Genomic DNA, 26,625 nt, shown 5'->3' on the forward strand with positions numbered 1-26,625 from the left:
CCCTCATGCTTCAGCACCAGCCGCCTCCCTCCGCCGGAAACATTGAAGACATGCCGCGCAACATCCTGTTCGTGGCATACCCCGATGTCAGCCTGCTCGACCTTGCCGGGCCCCAGACCGTGTTCTGGGCCGCGTCCAACTACGCACGTGCGCGTGGGCTGCCCGGCTATCGCTGCTACACGACCAGCTTTGCCGGCGGCATGGTGGCGACGGTGGAGGGCACCACGATGGATTCGGTGTCGCTGGCATCGTTCGACTTGCGGATGATCGACACCGTGATCGTGCCGGGGTCGCCCATCATCCTGGAGGTGGCGAAGCACGAGACCGCGCTGCTGGATTGGCTGGCCAATGCGTCGGGCACGATCCGCCGCATGGCGTCGGTGTGCAGCGGCGCCTTCCTGCTGGCATTCGCGGGCCTGCTCGACGGAAAGCGTGCCACCACGCACTGGGCCATGCTCGATCGCTTCCGCGAACTGTTTCCCACGGTGGACCTCGATCCCGACGCGATCTTCGTGCGGCAGCAAAACCTGTGGACGTCGGCCGGCGTCACCACCGGCATCGACCTGGCGCTGGCCATGGTGGAGGCCGACTATGGCCACGAGGTGGCACTCAATGCCGCCAAGGAACTTGCGGTGTACATGAAGCGGCCCGGCGCGCAGCCGCAACTAAGCGAGATCCTGATCTCCCAGAGCCGGCAGGTGCCGGTGTTCGAGGCGCTGCACCTGTGGATCGTGCAGAACCTGGCCACGCAGGACCTGTCCGTCGAGCAGCTGGCCGGGTACGTCGGCATGAGTCCGCGCAACTTTGCGCGGGTCTACAAGGAAAAGACCGGCCGTACGCCGGCCAAGGGCGTGGAGCACTTCAGGCTGGAAGCGGCGCGGCGGCAGTTGCAGGACCCGGGCCGGCCCATCGACGTGATCGCCCACGAGTGCGGCTTTGGCAGCGAGGAGCGCATGCGCGTGACGTTCCAGCGCCATTTCGGGCTGTCGCCGAGCGAATACCGGCTCAAGGTCAATCGCTAGGACCGCGCGCCGTCCGCCCCTGCGTTCTTTTTCGATCCGATTGGTGCAAATCGGGAAACACCGTGCGCCGGGCGTCGGTCTGGTGAGCCGCCCCGGCCGCATCTAGCATGCAAGACACGTGGACCCGTTCCACTTTTCGAGCATGGAGACGCATCATGAAGATCGTAGTCGTAGGGGGCACCGGCCTGATCGGCAAGAAGGTGGTGGCGCGGCTGGCCGCGCAGGGGCATGACGTGCTGGCCGCGTCGCCGGGCACCGGCGTCAATACGCTGACGGGCGAAGGCCTGACACAGGCTCTGGCCGGGGCCCAGGTGGTGGTGGACGTGGCCAATTCGCCATCGTTCGAAGATCAGGCGGTGCTGCACTTCTTCGAGACTTCGGGCCGCAACCTGGCGGCCGCCGAGAAGGAAGCCGGCGTGGCGCACTACGTGGCGCTGTCGGTGGTGGGTACCGACAAGCTCGCGCAAAGCGGCTACTTCCGCGCCAAGATCGCCCAGGAAGCCCTGATCCGTCAGGCGGGCATTCCGTACACGATCGTGCGCTCGACACAGTTTCTGGAATTCCTGGCCGGCATTGCCCAGTCGGCGGGGCAGGCGGACACGATCCGCCTCACCCCGGCCCTGATCCAGCCGATCTCGTCGGACGACGTGGCCGATGCGGTAGCCGATGCCGCGCTGGCCGCCCCCGTCAACGGCACGATCGACATCGCCGGGCCCGAACGCTTCCGCATGAGCGACCTGGTGCAACGCTACCTGCAGGCCACCGGCGACCGCCGCACGGTCGTGGCCGACCCCGCCGCGCGTTACTTCGGCGCCGACCTGCAGGAAGGCACGCTCGTGCCCGAAGGCGAGGCGCGTCTGGGCCACATGCATTTCGAAGACTGGATTCGTCAACTGCAGAAATAGTCTGGAGACGACGCGATGGAGAACGAGAGGTTGCAGCCTCCGCCATTGACGCTGCTCGACAGATACCGGGGCCAGGGCTTCACGGCGCTGTACACGACGACCGTCACGGTCGGCGGGGGCCAGACCGCGCATGGCCGCGCCTCCGGCGTCGCCAGGTCCGACGATGGCAGTCTCTTCCTCGAACTTCGGCTGCCGGTGGCCATGGGTGGCCCTGGCGGCGGAACCAACCCCGAGCAGTTGTTCGCCGCTGGCTTCGCTGCGTGCTTTCACGGTGCGCTAAGCCTGCTGGCCAGGCGCGCGCAGGTGGATATGGCCCACGCCACCGTTGCAGCCGAAGTTTCGTTTGGCCGCGATCCCGTTGACGGCGCTTACGCGCTGATTGCCGAGATCCGCATCCGCATGCCCGGCGTGGCCCGGCACGTGGCCGAGGAACTGGTGCGTGACACCGAGCGGCTGTGCCCGTACGCGAAGATGGCCCGCGGGGGCATCTACAGCATCGTGCGCGTGATCGACTGAGCCACTGACCGGTGCATGAGGGCCCGCCGTGCCGGGCAGTGCGCCATTGGTGCCGGGTCGGCAACAGACTGCGCACCTTGGCGGTACTACCGGCACGGCGGGCCGCGCACTACGATCCATATCAAGCCGATCCCGTTGCGCAACGCGCGGCGGCGGGTCGGCGAACGTATTCCCCTTGGTTCCGCAGGAGCGACACATGTCACAACGTTTGAACTACTTCCAACAATCGCCGGAACTGACGAAGAAGCTCGTCGAACTCGGTGCCCTGTTCCAGAAGACCACGCTCGAGCAGCACATCCGCGAGCTGGTGGAAATCCGCGCGTCGCAGCTCAACGGCTGCGCATTCTGCGTCGATATGCATGTCAAGCAGGCCAAGATCCACGGCGAGCGCGAACTGCGCCTGCATCACGTGGCCATCTGGCGCGAGTCCACGCTGTTCTCGCCGCGCGAACGCGCCGCGCTGGCCTGGACCGAGGCGCTGACCCAGCTGCCCGCCCACGGTGTGCCCGATGAGGTGTTCGAGCACGTACGCACGCAGTTTTCGGAGAAGGAGCTGTCCGACCTGACGTTCCAGATCGGCGCCATCAATGCGTGGAACCGGCTTAACGTGGCATTCCAGATGGTGCCGGGCTCGGCCGACAAGATGTTCGGTCTCGACAAGGCCGGACTGGAGTAAGGCCATGAGACGCGTCCTGTCCATCGCGGCCATGCTGGCTGCCTCATGTGCGCTGCTGGCACCGCCGGCCTTTGCCGCGGCGGCCGACGCGAAGGTCACGCCGCTGGCCACCGAACCGCTGCCCGAGTATCCGGGCAAGGAGGTGCAGATGGTCATGGTGGAATACCCGCCGGGCGGCTACGATCCGGTGCATCGCCACGATGCCCACGGCTTCATCTACGTGCTCGAGGGCACCATCATCATGGGCGTGAAGGGCGGCAAGGAAGTCACGCTCAAGCCGGGCCAGACCTTCCATGAAGGTCCCGACGACATCCATACGGTCGGGCGCAACGCCAGCACCACCAAGCCGGCCAGGTTTATCGTGTTCCTGATCAAGAATCAGGGCGCGCCGATCCTGACACCCGTGAAGTAGCCGGTGCCATCGGGCCGGCAGGCGCGCCAGTTCCGTGCGCGCCTGCCGCACCCGTTCCCCCCTCGGTTTCACCCATCCCTCCGCCATGCGTATCGATCGTTGTTCCGTCCCGCCAGGCCACCGCAGAGATACCGGAGTCCCATCGTGAACGCGATGACGTCAACGCCCGGCGGCCGCCGCGAGGCCACCGAACCCGTGGTCTATATCGTCGACGATGATGTGGACCTGAACGACGCGCTGGCGGACCTGCTGCGGTCGGTCGGCCTGCGGGCGCGTTCGTTCCTGTCGGCCGACGCGTTCCTGAAAGCGCCGCTCGAACCGGTGCCCGGCTGCGTGGTGATGGACGTGCGGCTGCGTGGCGCCAATGGCCTGGAGGTCCAGCGCGAGCTGATCCGGCGCGGCATCTGCCTGCCGGTGGTGTTCATCACCGGCCATGGCGATATCGAGATGACGGTGCGCGCCATGAAGGCCGGCGCGCTCGATTTCCTGTCCAAGCCGTTCCGCGACCAGGACTTTCTGGACGCGGTGACCGAGGGGATTGCCGTGGACCGCTGCAACCGGCAGGCACTGCAATGCGGTGACGATCTGCGCGCGCGCTTTGCGACGCTGAGCGGCCGTGAGCGCGAGGTGATGGCACTGGCCGTGTCGGGTCTGATGAACAAGCAGATTGCCGGCAAGATCGGCATCAGCGAGGTCACGATCAAGATCCACCGCAGCCGCGCCATGCGCAAGATGGCCGCGCGCACGTTTGCCGACCTGGTCAAGATGGCGATCGATCTCGATCTGCGACTGGATGCCGACACCGCCCGTATGGCCGCGACGCTGGCCGCGCCGCCGGCCGCCCAGGCGCCGCGCGCCGGCCTGGGCGCGGTGGACCAGCCGATGGTCGCGCATTGACAACGCAGACCTACGCCGACGCCTGCCCAGCGACGGCCGTGCGGTTCCGGCCGGCCTGCTTCGCCTGGTACATCAGCGTATCGGCGTCCTTCAGGGCTTCGGCCAGCGACGCGGCGTCGCGCGGCCACGTGGTGACGCCAAGCGAAATGGTGATGTGACCGACCGGTGCGATGGCGGTCTGCTCGACCAGCCGCCGCAGGCGTTCCGCGGCTTCGCCCGCCGACCCGGCATGCATGTCGGGCAGCAGCATCAGGAACTCCTCGCCGCCCACCCGGAACGCCAGGTCGGTGGCGCGGCACACCTGGCGCATCATCTCCGCCAGCCGCTGCAGCACGATGTCGCCAACATCATGGCCATAGGTGTCGTTGACCCGCTTGAAGTGGTCGATGTCGAGCGCAATCACGGCCACCTGCTGGCCGCTGGCCTCCAGCGCCGCCAAGCTGGCGTCGAGCGCGCGGCGATTGAGCAGGCCGGTCAGCGGATCGGTCTGCGACGCGATTTCGAGCCCCATCACCTGCATTCTGGCCAGGTCGATGCCGTGTAGCAGCGCCTGCTTCAGATGGCTGGCCTCGAAGTACCAGGCATTGACCTGCGCCACGGAGCCGGTGCTTTCGATCAGACCCGTGGACGTGGTGCTGTCGGCCAGCTGCCTGAGCGGCCTGGCAATGTACCGTGTCAGGATCCAGATCAGCACGAAGCCGATCACGGCAATCGGCGCGCTGGCGACAACAAACCGCTTCATCAGCGTGTCGATCGGTGCCAGCACCGAAGCCAGCGGCTGCTGGCTCACGATGGCCCAGTGCGCGGTGGGGATGCTGGCATAGCCCGCCAGCATCGCGCGGCCGTCGGCGTCCACCATCTCGATGCTGCCTTGTCGGGCGCCCAGCGCATGTTCGGTGGCCGGATTGGCCGCGGCGACGGCGCCGATCCGCGCCTTGACCGGATGGAACAGCAGCTGGTGCCGGCCATCGACCGCGTAGACTTCAGAATCGGTGAGGAAAAAATGCTGGCTCATCAGTTCATGCAGGCGGCCATCCTTCAGCAGATGGAGCGATCCGCCGATCAGTCCCAGATACGTGCCATGGCGGTCGAAGATCGGCACGGAGACGAAGATCACCAGGTTGCCGGCAAGCGACTGATACGCGTTGCTGACGACTGGCTTGCGACCACGGACCGCGCCGATCTGTTCCGGCGACTCGACCGTGCGTTGCTCAAGGTGCAGTGCCTCGGGCAGGGCCGCGACGATGCGGCCGTTGGCGTCGACGATGGCGACGGCGTCAAAATCCCGGCCCAGCGACGTCAGCCGCTCCACGGCGTCGCGGCGGGCCGCGGGGTCGTCGAAGTGATCGGCAAGCCGGTCGCCGGCTTGTTGGAACCGAAACTGCGCCTCGCGCAGGAACCCGTCGATCGAGGACGCAACGCGCGCGCTGTAGGCCCGGTTGGCTTCCAGCGACCGCTCCACCAGCGTTTGCCGCTCGATCCGGTACGCGGCGTAGAGGCAGTTGCCCAGCGTGACGATGCACGCTGTCAGCGTCAGGCCCAGAATCAGGGTTCGCAGGTCGATTTTCTGGCGTGCCATGAGCGTGCGGAGGTTGCGTTCCGGGCGGGAAGCGTTTGCCGCAGCCTGCGCAGGCTAGCGGCCGACGGGGGAGACTGACGCCCAGAGCATACAAGCTGGCCGCGGTTTATGCGAAAAAAATGGCCCCGGCGGGTGCCAGGGCCATCGAGCAGGCGACAAGGGGAAGGAAACGGCTATTGCGCCGTCCAGCCCCCGTCCATCGCCCAGGCGGCGCCGCGCACCTGGTCGCCGAACGGCGAGCACAGCATCAGCACCAGGTTGCCCAGTTGCTCGGGCGTGACGAATTGCCCGGAGGGCTGCTTGTCGGACAGCAGGCGGGCCTGCGCGGCCTCGGCGGTGATGGCGTCGCGCTGGGCAATCGCGTCGATCTGGGCGGCGACCAGCGGCGTCAGGACGAAGCCCGGGCAGATCGCGTTGCAGGTGATGCCGGTGGCGGCCGTTTCCAGCGCGGTGACCTTGGTCAGGCCCACCAGCCCGTGCTTGGCGGCCACATAGGCCGACTTGCCGGCGGAGCCGACCAGCCCATGCACTGAGGCGATGTTGACGATGCGGCCCCAGTTGGCGGCGCGCATGCCCGGCAGCGCCAGGCGCGACGTATGGAAGGCAGAGGTCAGGTTGATCGCCAGGATGTCGTCCCACTTCTGCACCGGGAAATCCTCCACGGGCGACACATGCTGGATGCCGGCATTGTTGACCAGCACATCGACCCCGCCGAAACGCGCGGTCGCCAGCGCGAACATGGCGTCGATCTCGTCGGGGCGACGCATGTCGGCGGCGTGATGGATTACCTCGGCACCGACGGTGCGGATGCTTGCCAGGGCGGCCTCGATGTCGCCGAAGCCGTTGAGCACGATATTGGCACCGGCCTGCGCCAGCGCCTGGGCGATACCCAGGCCGATACCGCTCGTGGAGCCGGTGACCAGCGCGGTCTTGCCATGCAGATTGACCATGATGCTTCCCTGGGTGCGGTCAGACCAGACCGGTCGTGTAGAACACGAAGATCACGAAGAACACGGCCAGCGTCTTGATCAGCGTGATGGCGAAGATGTCGCGGTACGACTCGCGGTGCGTGAGGCCGGTCACGGCCAGCAGCGTGATCACCGCGCCGTTGTGCGGCAGCGTGTCCATGCCGCCGCTGGCCATCGACACCACGCGGTGCAGCACTTCCAGCGGAATCTGCGCGGCCTGCGCGCCCTGGATGAACACGTCGGACATGGCGGCCAGCGCAATGCTCATGCCACCCGATGCGGAGCCAGTGATGCCGGCCAGCGTGCTGACCGACACGGCGGCGTTGACCAGCGGGTCCGGAATGCTGCGCAGGGCATCGCTGACCACCAGGAAGCCCGGCAGCGCGGCGATCACGCCGCCAAAGCCGTATTCCGACGCCGTGTTCATCGACGCCAGCAGCGCGCCCGACACGGCACTCTTGGTGCCCTCGGCAAAGCGCGCCTTGACGGCGCCGAACGCAGTCAGCAGCACGATGACGATGCCCAGCAGCAGGGCGCCTTCCACGGCCCAGATGGCGGTCACGCTGGCGATCTTGGTTTCCACCGGCTTGGGCAGGCCCGGCAGCGACACACTGTTGGACTGGCCGTACCAGAGCGGGATCATCCGCGTCAGCCAGAAGTTGGACACGCCGACCACCACCAGCGGCAGGATGGCCAGCAGCGGCGGCGGCAGCTTGCCGCCTTCCACGCGCTGCGGCTCGTTCAGCAGGTTCGTGCCGTAGCCCTCGCCACGGGCGGCGGCCGCGCGGCGGCGCCATTCCAGATACGACAGGCCGACGATGATGATGAACAGCGAGCCCGCCACGCCCAGCGCCGGTGCGGCCCACGAGGTGGTCTTGAAGAACGTGGTCGGGATGATGTTCTGGATCTGCGGCGTGCCCGGCAGCGAATCCATCGTGAACGAGAACGCGCCCAGGGCGATGGCACCCGGCATCAGGCGCTTGGGGATGTTGCTCTGGCGGTAGAGCTCGGCGGCAAACGGGTAGACCGCGAACACCACCACGAACAGCGACACGCCGCCGTAGGTCAGCAGCGCGCAGACCGCCACGATCACCGCGTTGGCGCGCGAGCGGCCGATGTAGCGGATGGCCGCGGCCACGATCGATTCGGAAAAGCCCGACAGTTCGATGACCTTGCCGAACACGGCACCGAGCATGAACACCGGGAAGTACAGCTTGACGAAGCCGACCATCTTCTCCATGAAGATGCCGGAAAACACGGGCGCCACCGCCGACGGGTCGGTCAGCAGCACCGCGCCCAGCGCAGCCAGCGGCGCGAAGAGGATCACGCTGTAGCCGCGATAGGCGGCGAACATGAGAAAGGCCAGTGCGGCGAGCACTATGACAAAAGACATGAGGTCTCCATTGCTTGTTCTTGAATGCGGTCGAGCCGTGGCAGGTTACCCCGGTGCCGTGTAATGCGAGAGTCCCCTGCGCAGATGACAGGGGACCGCTTGATTAGCAGGCTCCGTGCCACATCCAAAAGTTAAGGATAAGGCGCAAATAGTGTAGTCTGGCTCGCGTTGTCTCTTCATTGAGACAAAGCAAGCGATGCGCACGGCGTTGAAGTCTCCGTTATGAGACACTTCGCGTCTACAAATCGAGACAACCATCCCCGGACCCGCAGCCATGCACAAGATCGCCGACCCAGGTGGCGCCCTGCTGTTCGACTACGACTACGTGGCGCGGCGTGCCATGGAGTCGCTGTTCCGCACCTTTGAAAACTTCAGCGAAGGCACGTTCGTGGTGGACGAGCACGCGCGCGTGGTCTGGATCAACAAACGCTATGCGGCGCGCTTCGGGTTCACCAACCCGCAGGACGCGATCGGGCTCGATTGCGAGCAGGTGATTCCGAACAGCCTGATGCGCGAGGTCGTCACCACGGGCAAGCCGATCCTGCTGGACCTGCTCGAAACCGACCGCGAGCCGATGATCGTCACGCGCCTGCCGATCAAGGACGACAACGGGCGCACCATCGGCGGGGTCGGGTTCGCACTGTTTGACGAACTCAAGGCGCTGACGCCGATCTTTGCGCATTACTCGCGGGCCCAGGCCGAGCTGGCAGCGGCGCGCCGCTCGCTCGATCATGCGCGCCGGGCCAAGTACACGTTCGCCAGTTTCGTCGGTGCCAGCCCGGCGGCCCAGGAGGTCAAGCGCCAGGCCCGGCGGGCCGCGCTGGTGGAGTCGCCGGTGCTGCTGCTGGGCGAAACGGGCACGGGCAAGGAACTGCTGGCGCACGGCATCCACGCGGGTTCGGCGCGTGCCGAGCGGCCGCTGGTCACCGTCAACGTGGCGGCCATTCCCGATACGTTGCTGGAAGTGGAGTTCTTCGGTGCCGCGCCGGGCGCCTACACGGGCGTGGACCGCAAGGGGCGCGTCGGCAAGTTCGAGCTGGCCGATGGCGGCACGCTGTTCCTCGACGAAATCGGCGAGATGCCACTGGCGCTGCAAAGCAAGCTGCTGCGCGCCCTGCAGGACCGCGAATTCGAGCCGCTGGGGTCGAACCGCATCGTGCGCAGCGACGTGCGGATCATCGCGGCCACGTCCGCGGACCTGCCCGCGCTGGTCGCCGAAGGCCGCTTCCGCGCCGATCTCTATTACCGGCTCAATGTGCTGTCGATCGACCTGCCGCCGCTGCGCGAGCGCCGGGCCGACCTGCTGCCGCTGGTGTACGCCATCGTCGAGGAACTTAGCATCAAGGCCGAGCGCCACCCGATGGGCCTGCGCGACGATGCCCTGCGGCTGCTGCACGACTATGACTGGCCCGGCAACGTGCGCGAACTGCGCAACGTGCTGGAGCGCGTGGTGATGCTGTGCGACGAGGATTCGGTGGACGCGGCCACGCTGGCGCCGCTGCTTGGCACGCGGCGCACCGGCCCGGCGCCGATGGCCGAACCGGAGGTTCCCAGGGAAGAAGCCTCCGCACCTGTCGCGCAGACCCCGCAGGCCGCCGTGCCCGGGCCGGCGCCGGCAGCGCCCGCGCAGACCTACGCCGAGGCCATGGCGCAATTCGAAGCCGCGTTCCTGGCCCAGGCGCTCGATGCATGTGGCGGACGCGTCGCAGAGGCCGCCGCGCGCATCGGCATCAGCCGGGCGGCCTTCTACAAGAAGTTGGCCGCCACGCGCGGCGGGCTGTGATAAGGTCGCCGGCAGAGACGCTCCGCCCTGGTGTTGATCGCGGCGAGAGCGCCAGCCAGGAGACCGCCGATGCGCAATGCGCTGACATTCCAGGATGCCCTGCAGGCCGACGTGCTTGCCGCCGGACACGATGAGGTGGCCGACCGCAGCGAACTGCTGCGCCGTGCCCACCGCCGCTCGGCCGGTTTCGGGCTCGACGCCGCGCAAGTTCCCGACTATCAACCACTGAGCCGCCGCGCGCTGGGCGAACGCGTCGAGCGCAACCGCGCGCTGTACCGCCTGGCGCTGCCCGTGATGGAAGGCCTGTACCGGCAGGTGGCCGGTACCGACAGCCTGGTGCTGCTGAGCGACAGCGGCGGCGTCATCCTGCACAGCGTGGGCGACGGCGATGGCAGCGGCTTTGCCGCGCGTGCGCGCGACGTGGCGCTGGCGCCCGGCGTATCGTGGTCCGAGGCCAGCAAGGGCACCAACGCCATCGGCACCGCGCTGGCCGAGGGACGCTCCGCCATCATCCATGGCGACGAGCACTTCCTGCACGCCAATCGCCAGCTCACCTGTTCCTGTACGCCGATTGCCAGCCCGACGGGCGACTGGCTGGGCGCGCTTGACGTCAGTGGCGACCCGCGCGGTTTTCATCCGCACACGATGGCGCTGGTGCGCATGTCGGCGCAGACCATCGAGAACCAGTTGTTCGCCGCCCAGTTTGCCGATGCACTGCTGGTGCGCTTTCACGGCCGGCCCGAACTGGTCGGCACCCTGTTCGAGGGCATGGCCGCGTTTGCGTTCGATGGCACGTTCCTGGCCGCCAATCGCAGCGGTTGGTTCCAGCTTGGCATGCGCGCCGATGTGCTGGCCGGTGCCACCTTCACCGAACTGTTCGGGCTGCCGATGCCGCCGTCCGGCACCGCCGATACGCTGCTGCGCGACCTGGCGTTGCCGGGCGGCGTGCGCATTTACGCGCGGCTGTCGCATCGGGCGGAAGCTGCCGCCTCGCTGAGCGTGCCGCAGCCGGCGGTCCAGCCGTCGTCGGCGCTGGCGCGCCTGGACACCGGCGACGCCCGCATGGCCGCCGTGCTCCAGCGCGTGGCGCGCCTGCGCGGGCGCGATATTCCGCTGCTGATCCTGGGGCGCACCGGGTCCGGCAAGGAATGGCTGGCGCGGGCCGTGCATGCCGATTCGCCTCGGGCCAGCGGCCCGTTCGTGGCCGTCAACTGCGCGGCCATTCCCGAGACGCTGATCGAGGCCGAGCTGTTCGGCTACGAAGAAGGCGCATTCACGGGCGCGCGGCGACGCGGCCACGCCGGCAAGATCGCGCAGGCGCACGGCGGCACGCTGTTCCTGGACGAGATCGGCGACATGCCGCTGGCGCAGCAGGTGAGGCTGGTGCGCGTGCTGCAGGAGCGCGCGGTGACCGCGCTGGGCGGCACGCACAGCACGCCGGTCGATATCCGCATCGTCTGCGCCACGCACCGCGACCTGCGCGCGCAGATGGCCGACGGCACGTTCCGCGAAGATCTGTACTACCGCATCCACGGGCTGGCGGTGACCTTGCCGACGCTGGCCGGGCGCAGCGATTTCGACGCGCTGGTGTCGCGCATCCTGCAGGACGAATGCGCACACGGGCCGCAGGCGATCTCCGCACCGGCGCTGGCGCTGCTGCGCCGGCATGCATGGCCGGGCAACCTGCGCGAACTGGCCAGCGTGCTGCGTACCGCTGCGTTGATGGCCGAAGGCGAGGCGCGGATCGACGTCGAGCACCTGCCGGACGACTTTGCCGCGCAGCCGGCAATGCCGGCCACGCCGGCCGCCCGGGCCACGGGTGATGACGATGCCGATGCCGTAACGGGCAGCATGCGCGACTGGGAAGCGGCGCGCATTCGGGAAGCCCTGGCGCGCCACGGCGGCAACGTCAGTGCCGCGGCGCGCGAGCTTGGCGTGTCGCGCAATACCATCTACCGGCGGCGCTAGCACCGGCCTGGCCGGCGCCGTTGCGCCTGGCGGGTCAGAAGAATCCGAGCGGATTAGGGTTGTAGCTGACCAGCAGGTTCTTGGTCTGCTGATAGTGGTCCAGCATCATCCGATGGTTTTCGCGGCCCACGCCCGACTGCTTGTAGCCGCCGAACGCGGCATGGGCCGGATAGGCGTGATAGCAGTTGATCCACACGCGGCCGGCCTCGATGCCGCGGCCCATGCGGAACGTGCGTGCGCCGTCGCGCGTCCACACCCCGGCGCCCAGCCCGTAGAGCGTATCGTTGGCAATCGCCAGCGCCTCTTCCTCGTCCTTGAAGGTCGTGACGGAAACTACCGGGCCGAAGATTTCCTCCTGGAAGATGCGCATCTTGTTGTGGCCCTCGAAGATCGTCGGCTTGACGTAGTAGCCGCCCGCCAGATCGCCACCCAGCGCGTTGCGCTCGCCGCCGGTCAGCACGCGGGCGCCTTCCTGCTTGCCGATGTCGATATACGCCAGGATCTTCTGCAGCTGCTCTTCGGAGGCCTGCGCGCCGATCATCGTCGACTTGTCCAGCGGATGCCCCTGGCGGATCGCCTCCACGCGCTTGACCGCGCGCGCCATGAACGCCTTGTAGATCGACTCCTGGATCAGCACGCGCGACGGGCAGGTGCAGACTTCGCCCTGGTTCAGCGCGAACATTGCAAAGCCTTCCAGCGCCTTGTCGAAGTAGGCGTCGTCGGCAGCCATCACATCCTCGAAGAAGATGTTTGGCGACTTGCCGCCCAGTTCCAGCGTCACCGGGATCAGGTTCTGCGACGCGTACTGCATGATCAGCCGGCCCGTCGTCGTTTCGCCAGTAAAGGCCACCTTGGCGATGCGCGGGCTCGACGCCAGCGGCTTGCCCGCTTCCACGCCGAAGCCGTTGACGACGTTGATCACGCCCGGGGGCAGCAGGTCGTGCAGCAGTTCCATCAGCACCAGGATCGACGCGGGCGTCTGCTCGGCCGGCTTGAGTACCACGCAGTTGCCGGCCGCCAGCGCCGGGGCCAGCTTCCACACGGCCATCAGCAGCGGGAAGTTCCACGGGATGATCTGCCCCACCACGCCTAGCGGCTCGTGAAAGTGATAGGCAATGGTGTCGTGGTCAATTTCCGAGATGGTGCCTTCCTGGGCGCGGATGCAGCCGGCGAAGTAGCGGAAATGGTCGACGGCCAGCGGCAGGTCCGCAGCGGAGGTCTCGCGCACGGGCTTGCCGTTGTCGATGGTCTCGGCCACGGCCAGCAGCGTCAGGTTGGCCTCGATCCGGTCGGCGATGCGGTTCAGCAGGTTCGCGCGCTCGGCGGTGGACGTGCGCCCCCACGCGGCGCGGGCGCGGTGGGCCGCATCCAGCGCGGCTTCCACATCCTTTTCGTTCGAGCGCGGCACGCGCGTGAACGGCTTGCCGGTGAGTGGCGTGACGGCTTCGAAGTACTGGCCGTCAGCCGGCGGCACCCAGGCGCCGCCAATGTAGTTGTCGTACTGTTCCTTGAACGGGTAGGGCACGCCCAGCTGGGCAATTTCAGCCATGTTCATGTCTCGCTCCACTTGTCGATATCGTTGGTCGTGCCATCGGGCACGCCGGGACCGACTGCAAGCGCCGTGCCGGGCCCGCGCCCGACGCTGCCATGCGGGATGGCGGCCGGCGGGCGCGGGGGCAGGGGCGGCGGGGTGTTCCAGAATGGAGCAGGTGTTGCAGGCTGGTACAAAGGGTGCGGCCGCCGCACCGGGCGTCATGGCGGCGTGATAACGTCACGCGAGGCAACGTGAAGGGAGTTTGCATGCAATCGGGCATTGTCGAAGCCGGCTATGGTTCCGACCCGGTCGGTCTGGTCAGCGGTTTCCTGTTCGAACCGGGGCAGCCGGGGCGCGAGATCGATTCCAGTGCCGCGGCCGCCTGGCTTCGCGCGCATCCGGCGGCGGGCCCGGACGACGCGGTGGCGCAGACCGAGCGCCCGTTTGTCTGGCTGCACTTCAATCTGTCGCACAGCGCCTGCGAACGCTGGATGCGCGGCCAGCTTGGCTTGCCCGACGATTTCTTCGAGGCGCTGCGGCAGGGTTCCCATTCGACCCGCATCGAACGCCAGGACGCCGCGCTGCTGGCCGTGGTCAACGACGTGATCTACAACTTCGGCGTGGCCTCGACCGATATTTCAACGCTCTGGGCGCATGCCGACCACCGGCTGGTGGTCACCGCCCGCGCGCGCCCGCTGCGGTCGGTGGACCGGCTGCGCGCCGCCGTGCGGCGTGGCGAGCGGTTCCGGTCGCCGCTGAATCTGGTGGTGCACCTGCTGCAGGACCAGGCCGACGTGCTGGTACAGATCGTGCGCGAGACGGGTGTCAGCGTGGACCAGATCGAAGACCAGCTGCTGTCGCAGCGGCTGCAGTCGAACCGCGCGGACCTGGGCGCCATGCGGCGAGGCCTGGTGCGCCTGCAGCGGCTGCTGGCGCCCGAGCCCGGCGCGCTGTTCCGGCTGCTGAACCGGCCGCCCGCGTGGCTGCTCGAAACCGATTTGCAGGAATTGCGCGAATCGACCGAAGAATTCTCATTGGTGCTCAATGACCTGGCCGCGCTCGTGGAACGCATCAAGCTGCTGCAGGAAGAGATCGCCGCCAAGCTCAACGAACAGACCAACCGCACGCTGTTCACGCTGACGCTGGTCACGGTGCTGGCGCTGCCGATCAACATCGTGGCCGGCTTTTTCGGCATGAATGTGGGCGGGATTCCGCTTGCCGAACATCCGCACGGTTTCTGGGTGCTGGTGGTGCTGGTGGCCAGCTTCACGGTGCTGGCCGGGCGCTGGGCGTTCCGCAAGCAGGAAAGCGGCATGATGTGATGCATGATGCCTCTATGACAATTCGTAAAATTGCCATATTGCAGGCGTACGATGAGTCACCAAGGCGCCCGCCGTTCGGCGCGCGCAATGGAGGAAAGCCATGGACTACAACGACGAAGCCCTGATCCGGCGCATTCACCGCGAGGTGGCGGATTACTACGACGAAGAGCTCGAACTGGAGCTGGAAGACCGCGATCCGCTGGTGGTGCAGCGCGTGCTGTCGGGCGAGGCAGGCGGCCCCGGCGACAACACCAATCTCAACGGCGACGAAGCCGAGCGCGCCGAGCGTCGTCTCTACTTCCGCGAACTGTTCCGCCTGCAGGGCGAACTGGTAAAGCTGCAGAGCTGGGTGGTGGCCACGGGCCACAAGGTGGTGATCCTGTTCGAGGGGCGCGACGCGGCCGGCAAGGGCGGCGTGATCAAGCGCATCACGCAGCGGCTGAATCCGCGCGTCTGCCGCGTGGCCGCGCTGCCGGCGCCGAACGACCGCGAGCGCACCCAGTGGTACTTCCAGCGGTATGTGTCACATCTGCCCGCCGCTGGCGAAATGGTGCTGTTCGACCGCAGCTGGTACAACCGCGCCGGCGTGGAACACGTGATGGGGTTCTGCACCGACGAGCAGTACGAGGAATTCTTCCGTTCCGTGCCCGAGTTCGAGCGGATGCTGGTGCGTTCGGGTATCCAGGTGATCAAGTACTGGTTCTCGATCACCGACGACGAACAGCACATGCGCTTCCTGAGCCGCATCCACGACCCGCTCAAGCAGTGGAAGCTGAGCCCGATGGACCTGGAGTCACGCCGCCGCTGGGAAGACTACACGCGCGCCAAGGAAATCATGCTGGAGCGCACGCATATCTCCGAGGCGCCGTGGTGGGTGGTGCAGGCCGTGGACAAGAAGCGCGCCCGGCTGAACTGCATCCACCACCTGCTGCAGCAGATGCCCTACGTGGAGCCGGCGCAGCCGTCCATCGTCCTGCCCGAGCGCGAGCGGCATGCCGACTATGTCCGCCAGCCCGTGCCGGACAACATGATCATTCCGGAGATTTACTAGCGAACGGTGTCGGCGCCCGCAGCGGGCCTGCGTGCGTATCACGACAGATTGAAACGGTTGTTGGCGCCAACCATCGCGGAAAAGCGATGTAATGGCGCTAAACCTGCTGCGTTCCGCGTCGTTATTGGGTGACCACTCCGATCGGGCGCGATGCGCGCGCCCGGCCCCGGAGACCGCTTAGTTTCGGAGCCACCCAATGCGTCGCATGACCCCGCGTGCCGGCACGCGCCATCGTTTTCCCGCCGGATTGACCGGCCTTGCGGCCCTGGCCGCGTTTGCCCTGGCCGCTTGCGGCGGGGGCGGTGATGGGGGCGACAGCGCCGCCGCCGGCCAGGCCGCCAGCACGGCCACCGGCACCACCCCCACCACGCAGCCCGTGCCAGTCACCGGCCTGAACCTGGCCTGCGACGCCTGTGGCGCCGCAAGCGTCAGCAGTTACGCGGGTTCCAGTGCGGGAATCTGGGGCTACCAGAACAACACTGGCGCGGCGGTCGACGCGCAGTACGCAATTTCCGGCGTGGCCGGCAAGACGATCTGGCTGCAACTGTCCAATCAGGGCGATGCCGCCGTGGCCATGCCGGCCGGGCTGTCATCGCAGGTGGCGGCAGAGATGATCGCGCCGCAGGCGCTGAGCCAGGCGTCGGCCGACGAAACGACCCAGCGGGCCATTGGCGAGTACAACCGCAGGGGCTGGGTCGATGCCACGCGCACGTCGGGTGATCCGATGCTCAGCACGCTGGGCGTGCCGGCGCCGCTGGCCGCGTCGATCGGCACCGCGGGCCTGGCGGAAGGCGCCACCCGCAACTGGTATCACACGGACGGTACCCAGCGTGCTGCCACGCTGCGCAAGCAGGTGGCCGCCAGCGACGGCACCATCGTTAACGTCTGGGTGGAGACCGCCGAGGCTGCCAATGTGCCGGATCCGACAGTTCTCGAACTGGCCACCGCCTTTGCCGGCAGCAGCATGATCTACGATCGGCTGCTCAACGTGGGCGGGCGGGTCTGGGGTCCCAATTCGTACGGCACGTCAATGCTGCCGGCCGGCGTGCCGGTGGATATCGTCGTGCTCAATTTCAACCGCGACGGCAAGCCCTACGGCACCGTGGGTTACTTCTGGGGTCTGCACAACTTCCTGAAGACCAAGGAACCGAACAGCAACGAGTCGGTGTCGCTGTACCTGGACAGCGAAACGCTGTCGCTGGGCAATGCGGCTGGCCTGCGGTCGGTCAAGACCACGATGGCGCACGAAGGCACGCACATGCAGAACTTCTATCGCCGCCAAATCAGCATGGGCGCCGATTACGCCTACGACACCTGGCTCGAGGAAATGACGGCGATGCAGATGGAGGACTTCCTGAGCGGCGTCATCCTGTCGAACTACAACCCGATCCGCGACGTCCGCCTGCCGGACTACTACCGCTACAGCGACTACAACTGCAACCTGACGGCGTTCACGGGCTTCGGCGTGTCGTGCGAGAGCTATGCGGTGTCGGGCAGCTTCGGCGGCTTCCTGAACCGCCAGCTGGGCATCGGCTTCTTCCGCGACCTGCTGACCCGCCCGCAGGTGGGCTCCAAGGCGGTGCTCGCCGCCGCAATCTCTGGCGGCGGCTGGACCTTCGATCGGGCCCTGACCAACTGGCGCACCAGCACCAACAGCAACATGCCGCTGGCGCTCACGCCGCAGGGCTTCGGCTATCCGCAGTGGTCTGACGGCACGTACACCCTGCCGGAAATCGATCCGTCCGGCGCCGCGTACACCGCGCTGCGCAAGTTGCCGGCCACCGCACCGTCGATGCTCCAGGGCTACGGCAGCTACATCGCACCGCGCAGCGGCAGCAACGGCGTGTACAGCGACAAGGTGCGCGTGCCGGCCGGCGTGACGCTGTCGGTGGTGGTGTATTGAGCGGAGGCGGTGCGTTGGCGATTGCCGGGGGCTGCGCCTTGCGGCCTACAGCACCACCCCCGGAAACGCCTCGGCGAACGTCTGCACCGTGCCGGTCAGTTCGCCGTCGTAGCCGGGCAGGGCGTTGACGCGTTCGCGGAAGCTGCCGCTCTTCATCGCCGATACCGCGCCCTGCAGCGCCGGGCTGTGCAGGGCGTCCGTTTCCAGCGCGAAGAAGTAGCGTTCCTTGAGCACCGGCACGAACTCCAGGTTGAAGCGCCTGGCCGCCGTTTCCACGCCGAATCCCACGTCGGCCATGCCGCTGCCGATGTAGGCGGCCACGGCCGCGTGCGTGAATTCGCCGTTGTTGAAGCCTTCGATGCGGCTGCTGTCGATGCCGCGCCGCGCCAGCATCAAGTCCAGCAGCAGGCGGGTGCCGGACCCCAGTTGGCGGTTGACGAAGCGCACGTCGGCACGCGTCAGGTCTTCCAGCGAGCGGATGTTCAGCGGATTGCCGGGGCGCACGAACAGCCCCTGCTGGCGCGTGGCCAGGTGGATCAGGCAATGCTTTTCGGGGTGCAGCCAGCGCGAGAAGCCGCGCAGCGTCTCTTCCTCGAACTCGCCAACCGGCACGTGGAAGCCGGCCACGTCGCAGGCGCCCTCGGACAGCGCGGCGGCGGCCTCCAGGCTGCCGCAGTACTTGAGGTCGTGGCGTACCTTCTGTTCGTCCAGGAAGTCACGCAGCGCCGCCACGGCAAAGCCATGGCTGGCGTGGATGCGCACGGCCGGATCGCTGGCCGCCATCAGCTTCTTGAGTTCGATCTCCAGTTCCGAGGCCAGGCTGTCGAGCGTGGGCGACAGGCGCGCGGCAATGCGCTTGCTGGCCCACACCAGTTGTTGCGCCAGCGGCGTCAGGGTAGACCCTCGGCCCCGGGTCTTGGCGATCAGCGCGCCGCCGAACAGCGTCTCGGCATCGCGCAAGATGCCCCAGGCGTAGCGGTATGACAACGCCATGGCCTCGGCCGACTGGGCGATATTTCCCGTGGATTCGATCAGGCCCAGCAGGGCCACCAGGCGCGACACATCCAGTGCTGGCGCGGGTGCCGGGGCGGCGTCGTCGCGGATCTGCAGGTGCGGAAGGATCGAAATGCGTAGCATATGCGGAAAATAGCATATTGAACGGGGCAAAACACGGTTCTATAGTCGCATAAAGAGGCCAAAAAGCCCGTTGTGATGTTCCGGAATATGAATAAAAAAGCCGATTTCGGAACCGACAGAACAAAATGGAGACAGCATGCCAGACACCGCCATCCCCACGGCGCCAGCCGGCAATGGCCGGACGGATTCCGCAGATATCGCGCGCATCGTCGCGGCCAGGCGTGACATGCCCGGCGCGTTGCTGCCGATTCTGCACGAGATCCAGGACACCCGGGGCTATATCCCGGCCGATGCCGTGCCGGTCATCGCCAAGGCCCTGAACCTGTCGCGTGCCGAAGTGCATGGCGTCATCACGTTCTATCACCATTTTCGCGAGCAGCCGGCTGGACGCCACGTCGTGCAGGTGTGCCGTGCCGAAGCGTGCCAGTCGGTCGGTGCCGACGCGCTGGCCGAACACGCCTGCCGCAAGCTTGGCTGCGACTTCCACGAGACCACGGCCGACGGCCAATATACGCTGGAGCCGGTCTACTGCCTGGGGCAGTGTGCCACCGGCCCGTCGATGATGATTGGCGACCGCATTCACGCGCGCGTCGATGCCAAACGGTTCGACAAGCTTGTCGATGCCGTCCGTGAAGACCAGGAGGCCCGCGCATGACCACCACCATCTTCGTTCCGCGCGACTCCACCGCGCTGGCGCTGGGTGCCCACGAGGTGGCGCAGGCCATCGCCGCCGAAGCCGCACGGCGCGGCGCCGACGTGCGTATCGTGCGCAACGGCTCGCGCGGCATGTTCTGGCTGGAACCGCTGGTCGAGGTACAGACCGCTGCCGGGCGCACGGCGTACGGCCCGGTGACGGAAGACGACGTCGCTGGGCTGTTCGACGCCGGCTTGCTGACCGGCGGCCAGCATGCGCTGTCGCTCGGGCTGACCGACGAGATTCCGTTCCTGAAGCAGCAGGAGCGCCTGACCTTTGCCCGCGTGGGCATCACCGATCCGCTGTCGCTCGACGACTACATCGCCCACGAGGGCTATGCCGGCCTGACCCGCGCGCTGACCATGGAGCCCGCGCAGATCGTGCAGGAGGTGCTCGACTCCGGCCTGCGCGGCCGGGGCGGCGCGGCGTTTCCGACCGGCATCAAATGGAAGACCGTGCTGGCTGCGCAGTCGCCGGTCAAGTACATCGTCTGCAACGCCGACGAAGGCGACTCGGGCACGTTCTCCGACCGCATGGTCATGGAAGACGACCCGTTCATGCTGATCGAGGGCATGACGATCGCCGGCCTGGCCGTGGGCGCCGAGTCCGGCTACATCTACACGCGATCCGAATACCCGCACGCGATTGCCGCCACCGAGGCCGCCATCGCCACCGCCACGCAGGCGGGCTGGCTGGGCGACAACATCCGGGGCAGCGGCAAGCGGTTCACGCTGGAAGTCCGCAAGGGCGCCGGCGCCTATGTATGCGGCGAGGAAACCGCGCTGCTCGAAAGCCTGGAGGGCAAGCGGGGCGTGGTGCGCGCCAAGCCGCCCCTGCCGGCGCTGAAGGGGCTGTTCGGCCAGCCCACCGTGATCAACAACGTGATCTCGCTGGCCACGGTGCCGGTGATCCTGGCGCGCGGCGCGAGGTTCTACCAGGACTTCGGCATGGGCCGCTCGCGTGGCACGCTGCCGTTCCAGCTGGCCGGCAATATCCGGCAGGGCGGTCTGGTGGAAAAGGCGTTCGGCGTGACGCTGCGCGAGCTGATGTTCGACTTCGGCGGCGGCACCCGCAGCGGCCGGGCCATCCGGGCCGTGCAGGTGGGCGGCCCGCTGGGTGCCTACCTGCCCGAGTCGCGCTTCGATGCGCCGCTCGACTACGAGGCCTATGCCGCGTTTGGCGCGGTGGTGGGCCACGGCGGTATCGTTGTGTTCGACGAGACCGTGGACATGGCCAAGATGGCCCGCTATGCCATGGAGTTCTGCGCCATCGAGTCGTGCGGCAAGTGCACGCCGTGCCGGATCGGATCGACGCGTGGTGTCGAGGTGATCGACCGCATCATCGCGGGCGACCAGCCCGTGAAGCATGTGGCGCTGGTGCGCGACCTGTGCGACACGATGCTGGCGGGTTCGCTGTGCGCGATGGGCGGCATGACGCCGTACCCGGTGCTGTCCGCGCTGAACGAATTCCCCGAGGACTTCGGCTTGTCGGCCAAGCCGGCCCGCGCCGCCTGAACGGTATTCCAGAACCGACGTGCCCCTCAGGGGCGCGCATCCACAAAAAGCAGTGCATTACGGGAGACATCCCTTGAACGCTCGCGACGATTTCGACTACGGCACCCCGGCCATCGATTCCGACACTCTGGTCACGCTGGAGATCGATGGGGTATCCGTCACCGTGCCGGCCGGCACCTCTGTCATGCGCGCCTCTGCCGAAGCCGGCATTGGCGTGCCCAAGCTCTGCGCCACCGATTCCCTGGAACCGTTCGGCTCCTGCCGGCTGTGTCTGGTGGAGATCGAAGGCCGGCGCGGCTATCCGGCCTCGTGCACCACCCCCGTGGAACCGGGCATGAAGGTGCGCACGCAAAGCGGCAAGCTTGGCGAACTGCGCCGTGGCGTGATGGAGCTCTATATCTCCGATCACCCGCTCGACTGCCTGACCTGCCCGACCAACGGCAACTGCGAACTGCAGGACATGGCCGGCGTGGTGGGCCTGCGCGAAGTGCGCTACGCGGACGGCGCCGGCGGTGCCGCGCCGATCGCCACGCACACGCACATGAAGAAGGACGAGTCGAACCCGTACTTCACGTACGACCCGTCCAAGTGCATCGTCTGCAACCGCTGCGTGCGGGCCTGCGAGGAAACCCAGGGCACCTTCGCGCTGACCATCAGCGGCCGGGGCTTTGATTCGCGCGTGTCCGCCGGCACCAGCCAGCCGTTCATGGAATCGGACTGCGTGTCGTGCGGCGCGTGCGTGCAGGCCTGCCCGACCGCGACGCTGACCGAGACGTCGGTGATCCAGCTGGGCCAGCCGTCGCACAACGTGGTGACCACTTGCGCGTACTGCGGCGTGGGCTGCTCGTTCAAGGCCGAGATGAAGGGCAACGAGGTGGTGCGCATGGTCCCGCACAAGGACGGCGCCGCCAACGAAGGCCACGCCTGCGTGAAGGGCCGCTTCGCCTGGGGCTATGCCACGCACAAGGACCGCATCCTCAAGCCGATGATCCGCGCGAAGATCACCGATCCCTGGCGCGAAGTGTCGTGGGAAGAGGCCATCGGCTACGCCGCGTCGCAGTTCAGGCGCATCCAGGCCGAACACGGCACCGATTCGATCGGCGGCATCGTGTCGTCGCGCTGCACCAACGAGGAAGGCTACCTGGTGCAGAAGCTGGTGCGGGCGGCGTTCGGCAACAACAACGTCGATACCTGCGCTCGGGTTTGTCATTCGCCCACCGGCTATGGCCTGAAGACCACGCTGGGCGAATCGGCGGGCACCCAGACATTCCGCTCGGTGGCCAAGTCCGACGTGATCATGGTGATCGGCGCCAACCCGACCGACGGCCACCCGGTGTTCGGCTCGCGCATGAAGCGCCGCCTGCGGGCAGGCGCCAAGCTGATCGTCGTGGATCCGCGCCAGATCGATCTGGTGGATTCGCCGCACATCCGTGCCGACTATCACCTGCAGCTGCGCCCGGGCACCAACGTTGCCGTGGTCACGGCGATGGCCCACGTGATCGTCACCGAAGGCCTGCTGGCCGAGCAGTTCATCGCCGAGCGTTGCGAGGACCGCGCGTTCCAGCAATGGCGCGACTTCGTGGCCCTGCCCGAGAATTCGCCGGAAGTGCTGGAGGCGTCCACCGGCGTGCCGGCCGAAACGCTGCGCGGCGCCGCGCGGCTCTACGCCACCGGCGGCAATGCAGCCATCTACTACGGCCTGGGCGTGACGGAACACGCGCAGGGCTCCACCACGGTAATGGGCATCGCCAACCTGGCCATGGCCACGGGCAACGTCGGCCGCGAAGGCGTGGGCGTGAATCCGCTGCGCGGCCAGAACAACGTGCAGGGCTCGTGCGACATGGGATCGTTCCCGCACGAACTGCCGGGCTATCGCCATGTGTCGGATTCGACCGTGCGCAGCAGCTTCGAGGCCGCGTGGGGCGTGGGCATCAACCCCGAGCCGGGCCTGCGGATTCCGAACATGTTCGAGGCCGCGCTGACCGGCACGTTCAAGGGCCTGTACTGCCAGGGCGAGGATATCGTCCAGTCGGACCCGAACACCCAGCACGTGGCCGAGGCGCTGTCGTCAATGGAATGCATCGTCGTGCAGGACATCTTCCTGAACGAGACGGCCAAGTACGCGCACGTGTTCCTGCCCGGTTCGTCGTTCCTGGAAAAGGACGGCACGTTCACCAACGCCGAGCGTCGCATCTCGCGCGTGCGCAAGGTGATGCCGCCGCAGGCCGGCTATTCGGACTGGGAAGTGACGCTGCTGCTGTCGAAGGCGCTGGGCTATCCGATGGAGTACAAGCATCCGTCCGAGATCATGGACGAGATCGCGCGCCTGACGCCGACGTTCTCGGGCGTGAGCTACCAGAAGCTCGACGAGCTGGGCAGCGTGCAGTGGCCGTGCAACGCCGAGGCGCCGCAGGGCACGCCGACCATGCACGTCGACGGATTCGTGCGCGGCAAGGGCAAGTTCATCATCACCAAGTACGTGCCGACCGACGAAAAGGTGACGCAGAAGTACCCGCTGCTGCTGACCACCGGCCGCATCCTGTCGCAGTACAACGTGGGCGCGCAGACGCGGCGCACGCACAACGTGCACTGGCACGACGAGGACCGGCTGGAAATCCATCCCCATGATGCCGAGGAGCGTGGCATCAAGGACGGGGACTGGGTGGGCGTGCAGAGCCGGGCCGGCGAGACCGTGCTGCGGGCGATCGTCAGCCAGCGCATGCAGCCGGGCGTGGTCTACACGACCTTCCACTTCCCCGAGTCGGGCGCCAACGTGATTACCACCGACAACTCGGACTGGGCCACCAACTGCCCCGAGTACAAGGTGACGGCGGTGCAGGTGATGCCGGTGGCGCAGCCGTCCACCTGGCAGCGCAACTACCAGGCGTTCAACGAAGAGCAGCTTGGCCACCTGCGCGCCGCCAGCGAGACGGCGCAGGCGGGCTGACCCGGGAGCGGCGATGAAACGCGACGTGCCATCTCCGGACAGCGCGGCCGGCACCGACGAGGTGCCGGCGCAGCGCACGTTCCCGGTCAGCCGCTGGCGTCATGGGGTGTTGACGACCGAGGTCGATCATCTGGCCGAGGAAGTGCCGGTGGCGCTGGAGTTCAACGGCATCTCGCATGCGGTGATGTTGGCCACGCCGGCCGATCTGGAGGACTTTGCGCTCGGCTTCAGCCTCAGCGAAGGCATTGTGGCGGCCGCCAGCGACATCTACGGCGTTGACGTCGAGGCCGGCGCGCAGGGCATCACGGTCAAGGTGGAGATTGCCACGGGCGCCTTCGTCGAACTCAAGGGCCGCCGGCGGGCCATGGCCGGGCGTACCGGTTGCGGACTTTGCGGCACCGAATCGCTGGACGAGGTCATGCGCATGCCGGAACCGGTGCGCAGCCAGGCCGAATTCGATCCGCGCGTGTTCGAGCATGCGTTCGCGGTGCTGCACAAGCGCCAGGCGTTGCTGCGCGACACCGGTGCCACGCATGCGGCGGCGTGGATGCGGCCTGATGGCGAGGTCGCGCTGGTGCGCGAGGACGTGGGCCGGCACAACGCGCTGGACAAGCTGGCCGGCGCACTGGCCCGCGGCGGCCAGGAAGACATTGCGCGCGGCGCGGTCATCGTGACCAGCCGCGCGAGCTACGAGATGGTGCAGAAGACCGCCGCCATCGGCGCCGGCGTTCTGGCGGCGGTGTCCGGCCCCACGGCCATGGCGGTGCGCCTGGCCGAGACGGCAGGCATCACGCTGGCCGGCTTCGTGCGGGGCGGCACCATGGTGGTCTACAGCCATCCTCAACGACTACATACTGGATAAGGGTCTGGCATGCATATCGAGAACCTGGTCAAGATGGCCAACCAGATCGGCAGCTTTTTCGAGGCGATGCCCGATCGCGAAGAGGCGCTGGCCGATATCGCCTCGCATATCAAGAAGTTCTGGGAGCCCCGCATGAAGCGGGCGTTCCTGGCGCATATCAAAGCCGGCGGCGAGGGGGTGCACCCCATCGTCGTGGAAGCTGTGGCGCGTCATCCCGAAATGCTCCAGATCGTCCTGCGGGCGGCGGCCTGAGGTTCGTCTTCGCGGCGCTTTCTACTTCCTCAGCCGGTAGAGCAGCTGCAGGATCGCCAGCCCGAACAGGGTGGCGATCACGGCCGTCGCTTCGCGGCCCAGCCCGCAGGCGACGCCGATGGCCGCCACGGTCCAGATGCTGGCTGCCGTGGTCAGGCCGCGCACATCTTCCTCGCTGTTCAGCTTGATGATCGCGCCGGCGCCCAGAAAGCCGATGCCGGACATCAGGCCCTGCAGCACGCGGCTCATGTCCGGCAATGGCACGCCGGCCTGCAATGGCACCAGCACGAACAGCGCCGAGCCCATGGCCACCAGCATGTGCGTGCGCAGGCCGGCCGGCTTGCCCGCCGCTTCGCGCTCGTAGCCGATCAGCCCGCCCAGCAGCACGGCCAGCGTCAGGCGCAGCAGGATGCGCGTGAGTTCCTTGATGTCCGGCACGTCGGCAAATTCCGAGCGCAGCGTACCGTAGATATCGCCCCAGAGTCCTTCCATGGCTGTCTCCACCCAGGCGTGTTTGGCTGGGGCAGGCTAGCATGCGGGGGCAGGGCGGCGCCGTCGGGCGCGCGCTGACAAGACGGTCAGCGCAGACGCAGCGGCTCCAGCAGCGCGGCGTCGTACTGGGCACGCGTGATCCGGCCCAGTTCCATCATCCGCAGCAGGATGTAGCTCTGCCGCTGCCGCGCCCGGCGCGGGTTCACCACGGGATTGTTGGCCGACGGTGCCTTGGGCAGACCGGCCAGCATCGCGCATTCGGCCAGCGACAACTGGTCCACGGGCTTGCCGAAGTAGGTGTCGGCGGCTTCCGAGAAGCCATAGGCACCCTGGCCCAGGTAGATCTTGTTCAGGTAGAGCTCTAGGATCTCGTCCTTGCTCAGCGCGTTTTCGATGCGGTACGCCAGCAGGATTTCGTAGAGCTTGCGCGTGTAGGTCTTCTTGCGCGACAGGAAGAAGTTGCGGGCCACCTGCATGGTGATGGTGGATGCGCCCTGCGACAGTTCGTCCGACAGGTTGGCGATGCCGGCGCGCATCACGCCCACATAGTCGACGCCATCATGCAGGTAGAAGCGGTCATCCTCGATGGCCACGACGGCTTCGGGCAGCGTGTGGGGAAAGTCCGCCAGCCTGACGTAGCCCGGCGTCTGCCGGAAGGCCAGCATGGCGTCGAGCGACGGCAACTGCCGGTTGGCCATCAATACGGCGAATGCAGCCAGCAACGTGCCGCCCACCACGGCGAGCAGCACGAACTTGACGAAGGCGGACCAGATACGTTGCATGGCGCGTATTGTGCCA

General features: G+C 67.2%; 23 protein-coding genes. 16 read left to right on the forward strand and 7 right to left on the reverse strand.

Translation table 11 applies throughout. The annotated features are described in order from the left end of the window. The first annotated feature begins 50 nt into the window (after positions 1 to 50). From AC3G88_RS06245 to AC3G88_RS06270, 6 genes are all read left to right on the forward strand, one after another. On the forward strand, positions 51 to 1,022 hold the full coding sequence (locus tag AC3G88_RS06245) for a GlxA family transcriptional regulator (protein WP_488770960.1): 972 nt from the start codon (positions 51 to 53) through the stop codon (positions 1,020 to 1,022). Positions 1,023 to 1,177: 155 nt separating this feature from the next. Next, positions 1,178 to 1,927 carry an SDR family oxidoreductase gene (locus AC3G88_RS06250; protein WP_488770962.1) on the forward strand — a complete coding sequence of 250 codons (750 nt, stop codon included), beginning with the start codon at positions 1,178 to 1,180 and terminating at the stop codon, positions 1,925 to 1,927. A 15-nt stretch (positions 1,928 to 1,942) separates the two neighbouring features. Beyond that, positions 1,943 to 2,443 carry an Ohr family peroxiredoxin gene (locus tag AC3G88_RS06255; protein WP_487523035.1) on the forward strand — a complete coding sequence of 167 codons (501 nt, stop codon included), beginning with the start codon at positions 1,943 to 1,945 and terminating at the stop codon, positions 2,441 to 2,443. 196 nt (positions 2,444 to 2,639) lie between these two features. Next, entirely contained in the window at positions 2,640 to 3,119 is a 480-nt protein-coding gene (locus tag AC3G88_RS06260) for a carboxymuconolactone decarboxylase family protein (protein WP_487523267.1), read from the forward strand. 4 nt (positions 3,120 to 3,123) lie between these two features. Then, positions 3,124 to 3,531, forward strand: coding sequence for a cupin domain-containing protein (locus AC3G88_RS06265; RefSeq protein WP_488770964.1), 408 nt, complete (start codon positions 3,124 to 3,126; stop codon positions 3,529 to 3,531). A 153-nt stretch (positions 3,532 to 3,684) separates the two neighbouring features. Then, positions 3,685 to 4,428, forward strand: a complete 744-nt coding sequence (locus tag AC3G88_RS06270) for a response regulator transcription factor (RefSeq protein ID WP_488771355.1) — start codon at positions 3,685 to 3,687, stop codon at positions 4,426 to 4,428. 10 nt (positions 4,429 to 4,438) lie between these two features. Here the strand turns inward: AC3G88_RS06270 and AC3G88_RS06275 are convergent, their stop codons facing one another. The 3 genes from AC3G88_RS06275 to AC3G88_RS06285 form a co-directional block, all read right to left on the reverse strand. Further along, the gene (locus tag AC3G88_RS06275; protein ID WP_488770965.1) at positions 4,439 to 6,007 is read right to left on the reverse strand and encodes a diguanylate cyclase; all 1,569 of its coding nucleotides are present in this window, start codon (positions 6,005 to 6,007) and stop codon (positions 4,439 to 4,441) included. A gap of 173 nt (positions 6,008 to 6,180) precedes the next feature. Further along, positions 6,181 to 6,957, reverse strand: a complete 777-nt coding sequence (locus AC3G88_RS06280; protein WP_488770966.1) for a 3-hydroxybutyrate dehydrogenase — start codon at positions 6,955 to 6,957, stop codon at positions 6,181 to 6,183. A 19-nt stretch (positions 6,958 to 6,976) separates the two neighbouring features. Next, positions 6,977 to 8,368, reverse strand: coding sequence for a GntP family permease (locus AC3G88_RS06285; RefSeq protein ID WP_488770967.1), 1,392 nt, complete (start codon positions 8,366 to 8,368; stop codon positions 6,977 to 6,979). A gap of 274 nt (positions 8,369 to 8,642) precedes the next feature. On the opposite strand from AC3G88_RS06285, the gene AC3G88_RS06290 reads away from it, so the two are divergent. Continuing rightward, entirely contained in the window at positions 8,643 to 10,151 is a 1,509-nt protein-coding gene (locus AC3G88_RS06290; RefSeq protein ID WP_488770969.1) for a sigma-54 interaction domain-containing protein, read from the forward strand. Positions 10,152 to 10,220: 69 nt separating this feature from the next. Further along, positions 10,221 to 12,119 (forward strand): sigma-54-dependent Fis family transcriptional regulator, encoded by a 1,899-nt coding sequence (locus AC3G88_RS06295; RefSeq protein ID WP_488770971.1) that lies wholly within the window; start codon positions 10,221 to 10,223, stop codon positions 12,117 to 12,119. Positions 12,120 to 12,153: 34 nt separating this feature from the next. On the opposite strand, the gene adh is transcribed toward AC3G88_RS06295, so the two are convergent. Continuing rightward, the gene (gene adh / locus AC3G88_RS06300; RefSeq protein WP_488770973.1) at positions 12,154 to 13,674 is read right to left on the reverse strand and encodes an aldehyde dehydrogenase; all 1,521 of its coding nucleotides are present in this window, start codon (positions 13,672 to 13,674) and stop codon (positions 12,154 to 12,156) included. A 245-nt stretch (positions 13,675 to 13,919) separates the two neighbouring features. Between adh and AC3G88_RS06305 the strand changes: the two genes are divergently transcribed. From AC3G88_RS06305 to AC3G88_RS06315, 3 genes are all read left to right on the forward strand, one after another. Then, the gene (locus AC3G88_RS06305) at positions 13,920 to 14,975 is read left to right on the forward strand and encodes a transporter (protein ID WP_488770974.1); all 1,056 of its coding nucleotides are present in this window, start codon (positions 13,920 to 13,922) and stop codon (positions 14,973 to 14,975) included. Between the two features lie 100 nt (positions 14,976 to 15,075). Beyond that, positions 15,076 to 16,026 carry a polyphosphate kinase 2 gene (ppk2, locus tag AC3G88_RS06310; RefSeq protein ID WP_488770975.1) on the forward strand — a complete coding sequence of 317 codons (951 nt, stop codon included), beginning with the start codon at positions 15,076 to 15,078 and terminating at the stop codon, positions 16,024 to 16,026. Between the two features lie 196 nt (positions 16,027 to 16,222). After that, a complete protein-coding gene (locus AC3G88_RS06315) occupies positions 16,223 to 17,929 on the forward strand; it encodes a M30 family zinc metallopeptidase (RefSeq protein ID WP_488770976.1) in 1,707 nt (568 codons plus the stop codon). A gap of 45 nt (positions 17,930 to 17,974) precedes the next feature. Here the strand turns inward: AC3G88_RS06315 and AC3G88_RS06320 are convergent, their stop codons facing one another. Further along, positions 17,975 to 19,066 (reverse strand): substrate-binding domain-containing protein, encoded by a 1,092-nt coding sequence (locus tag AC3G88_RS06320; protein WP_488770978.1) that lies wholly within the window; start codon positions 19,064 to 19,066, stop codon positions 17,975 to 17,977. Positions 19,067 to 19,202: 136 nt separating this feature from the next. Between AC3G88_RS06320 and AC3G88_RS06325 the strand changes: the two genes are divergently transcribed. The 5 genes from AC3G88_RS06325 to AC3G88_RS06345 all read left to right on the forward strand — a co-directional run bounded on the left by AC3G88_RS06325 (position 19,203) and on the right by AC3G88_RS06345 (position 25,335). Then, positions 19,203 to 19,721 (forward strand): formate dehydrogenase subunit gamma, encoded by a 519-nt coding sequence (locus AC3G88_RS06325; protein ID WP_488770979.1) that lies wholly within the window; start codon positions 19,203 to 19,205, stop codon positions 19,719 to 19,721. Then, positions 19,718 to 21,274 (forward strand): formate dehydrogenase beta subunit, encoded by a 1,557-nt coding sequence (locus AC3G88_RS06330; protein ID WP_488770981.1) that lies wholly within the window; start codon positions 19,718 to 19,720, stop codon positions 21,272 to 21,274. The genes AC3G88_RS06325 and AC3G88_RS06330 overlap by 4 nt, the downstream gene beginning before the upstream one ends. A 73-nt stretch (positions 21,275 to 21,347) precedes the next feature. Next, a complete protein-coding gene (fdhF, locus tag AC3G88_RS06335; protein WP_488770983.1) occupies positions 21,348 to 24,221 on the forward strand; it encodes a formate dehydrogenase subunit alpha in 2,874 nt (957 codons plus the stop codon). 13 nt (positions 24,222 to 24,234) lie between these two features. Continuing rightward, positions 24,235 to 25,083 (forward strand): formate dehydrogenase accessory sulfurtransferase FdhD, encoded by an 849-nt coding sequence (fdhD, locus tag AC3G88_RS06340; protein WP_488770985.1) that lies wholly within the window; start codon positions 24,235 to 24,237, stop codon positions 25,081 to 25,083. Positions 25,084 to 25,092: 9 nt separating this feature from the next. Next, the gene (locus tag AC3G88_RS06345) at positions 25,093 to 25,335 is read left to right on the forward strand and encodes a formate dehydrogenase subunit delta (RefSeq protein WP_488770987.1); all 243 of its coding nucleotides are present in this window, start codon (positions 25,093 to 25,095) and stop codon (positions 25,333 to 25,335) included. A gap of 21 nt (positions 25,336 to 25,356) precedes the next feature. Here AC3G88_RS06345 and AC3G88_RS06350 read toward each other — a convergent pair whose 3' ends face one another. Together AC3G88_RS06350 and AC3G88_RS06355 are read right to left on the reverse strand one after the other, a co-directional pair. Next, the gene (locus tag AC3G88_RS06350; RefSeq protein ID WP_488770988.1) at positions 25,357 to 25,827 is read right to left on the reverse strand and encodes an MgtC/SapB family protein; all 471 of its coding nucleotides are present in this window, start codon (positions 25,825 to 25,827) and stop codon (positions 25,357 to 25,359) included. A gap of 86 nt (positions 25,828 to 25,913) precedes the next feature. Continuing rightward, a complete protein-coding gene (locus AC3G88_RS06355; RefSeq protein WP_488893240.1) occupies positions 25,914 to 26,609 on the reverse strand; it encodes a transglycosylase domain-containing protein in 696 nt (231 codons plus the stop codon). Positions 26,610 to 26,625 lie beyond the last annotated feature (16 nt).

Source organism: Cupriavidus sp. 86D6, from assembly GCF_057815095.1.

Bases quoted from the DNA above. Each gene is read 5' to 3' on its own strand.
- AC3G88_RS06245 (WP_488770960.1), top strand. From the start codon at position 51: ATGCCGCGCAACATCCTGTTCGTGGCATACCCCGATGTCAGCCTGCTC.
- AC3G88_RS06250 (WP_488770962.1), top strand. From the start codon at position 1,178: ATGAAGATCGTAGTCGTAGGGGGCACCGGCCTGATCGGCAAGAAGGTG.
- AC3G88_RS06255 (WP_487523035.1), top strand. From the start codon at position 1,943: ATGGAGAACGAGAGGTTGCAGCCTCCGCCATTGACGCTGCTCGACAGA.
- AC3G88_RS06260 (WP_487523267.1), top strand. From the start codon at position 2,640: ATGTCACAACGTTTGAACTACTTCCAACAATCGCCGGAACTGACGAAG.
- AC3G88_RS06265 (WP_488770964.1), top strand. From the start codon at position 3,124: ATGAGACGCGTCCTGTCCATCGCGGCCATGCTGGCTGCCTCATGTGCG.
- AC3G88_RS06270 (WP_488771355.1), top strand. From the start codon at position 3,685: ATGACGTCAACGCCCGGCGGCCGCCGCGAGGCCACCGAACCCGTGGTC.
- AC3G88_RS06275 (WP_488770965.1), bottom strand. From the start codon at position 6,007: ATGGCACGCCAGAAAATCGACCTGCGAACCCTGATTCTGGGCCTGACG.
- AC3G88_RS06280 (WP_488770966.1), bottom strand. From the start codon at position 6,957: ATGGTCAATCTGCATGGCAAGACCGCGCTGGTCACCGGCTCCACGAGC.
- AC3G88_RS06285 (WP_488770967.1), bottom strand. From the start codon at position 8,368: ATGTCTTTTGTCATAGTGCTCGCCGCACTGGCCTTTCTCATGTTCGCC.
- AC3G88_RS06290 (WP_488770969.1), top strand. From the start codon at position 8,643: ATGCACAAGATCGCCGACCCAGGTGGCGCCCTGCTGTTCGACTACGAC.
- AC3G88_RS06295 (WP_488770971.1), top strand. From the start codon at position 10,221: ATGCGCAATGCGCTGACATTCCAGGATGCCCTGCAGGCCGACGTGCTT.
- adh (WP_488770973.1), bottom strand. From the start codon at position 13,674: ATGAACATGGCTGAAATTGCCCAGCTGGGCGTGCCCTACCCGTTCAAG.
- AC3G88_RS06305 (WP_488770974.1), top strand. From the start codon at position 13,920: ATGCAATCGGGCATTGTCGAAGCCGGCTATGGTTCCGACCCGGTCGGT.
- ppk2 (WP_488770975.1), top strand. From the start codon at position 15,076: ATGGACTACAACGACGAAGCCCTGATCCGGCGCATTCACCGCGAGGTG.
- AC3G88_RS06315 (WP_488770976.1), top strand. From the start codon at position 16,223: ATGCGTCGCATGACCCCGCGTGCCGGCACGCGCCATCGTTTTCCCGCC.
- AC3G88_RS06320 (WP_488770978.1), bottom strand. From the start codon at position 19,066: ATGCTACGCATTTCGATCCTTCCGCACCTGCAGATCCGCGACGACGCC.
- AC3G88_RS06325 (WP_488770979.1), top strand. From the start codon at position 19,203: ATGCCAGACACCGCCATCCCCACGGCGCCAGCCGGCAATGGCCGGACG.
- AC3G88_RS06330 (WP_488770981.1), top strand. From the start codon at position 19,718: ATGACCACCACCATCTTCGTTCCGCGCGACTCCACCGCGCTGGCGCTG.
- fdhD (WP_488770985.1), top strand. From the start codon at position 24,235: ATGAAACGCGACGTGCCATCTCCGGACAGCGCGGCCGGCACCGACGAG.
- AC3G88_RS06345 (WP_488770987.1), top strand. From the start codon at position 25,093: ATGCATATCGAGAACCTGGTCAAGATGGCCAACCAGATCGGCAGCTTT.
- AC3G88_RS06350 (WP_488770988.1), bottom strand. From the start codon at position 25,827: ATGGAAGGACTCTGGGGCGATATCTACGGTACGCTGCGCTCGGAATTT.
- AC3G88_RS06355 (WP_488893240.1), bottom strand. From the start codon at position 26,609: ATGCAACGTATCTGGTCCGCCTTCGTCAAGTTCGTGCTGCTCGCCGTG.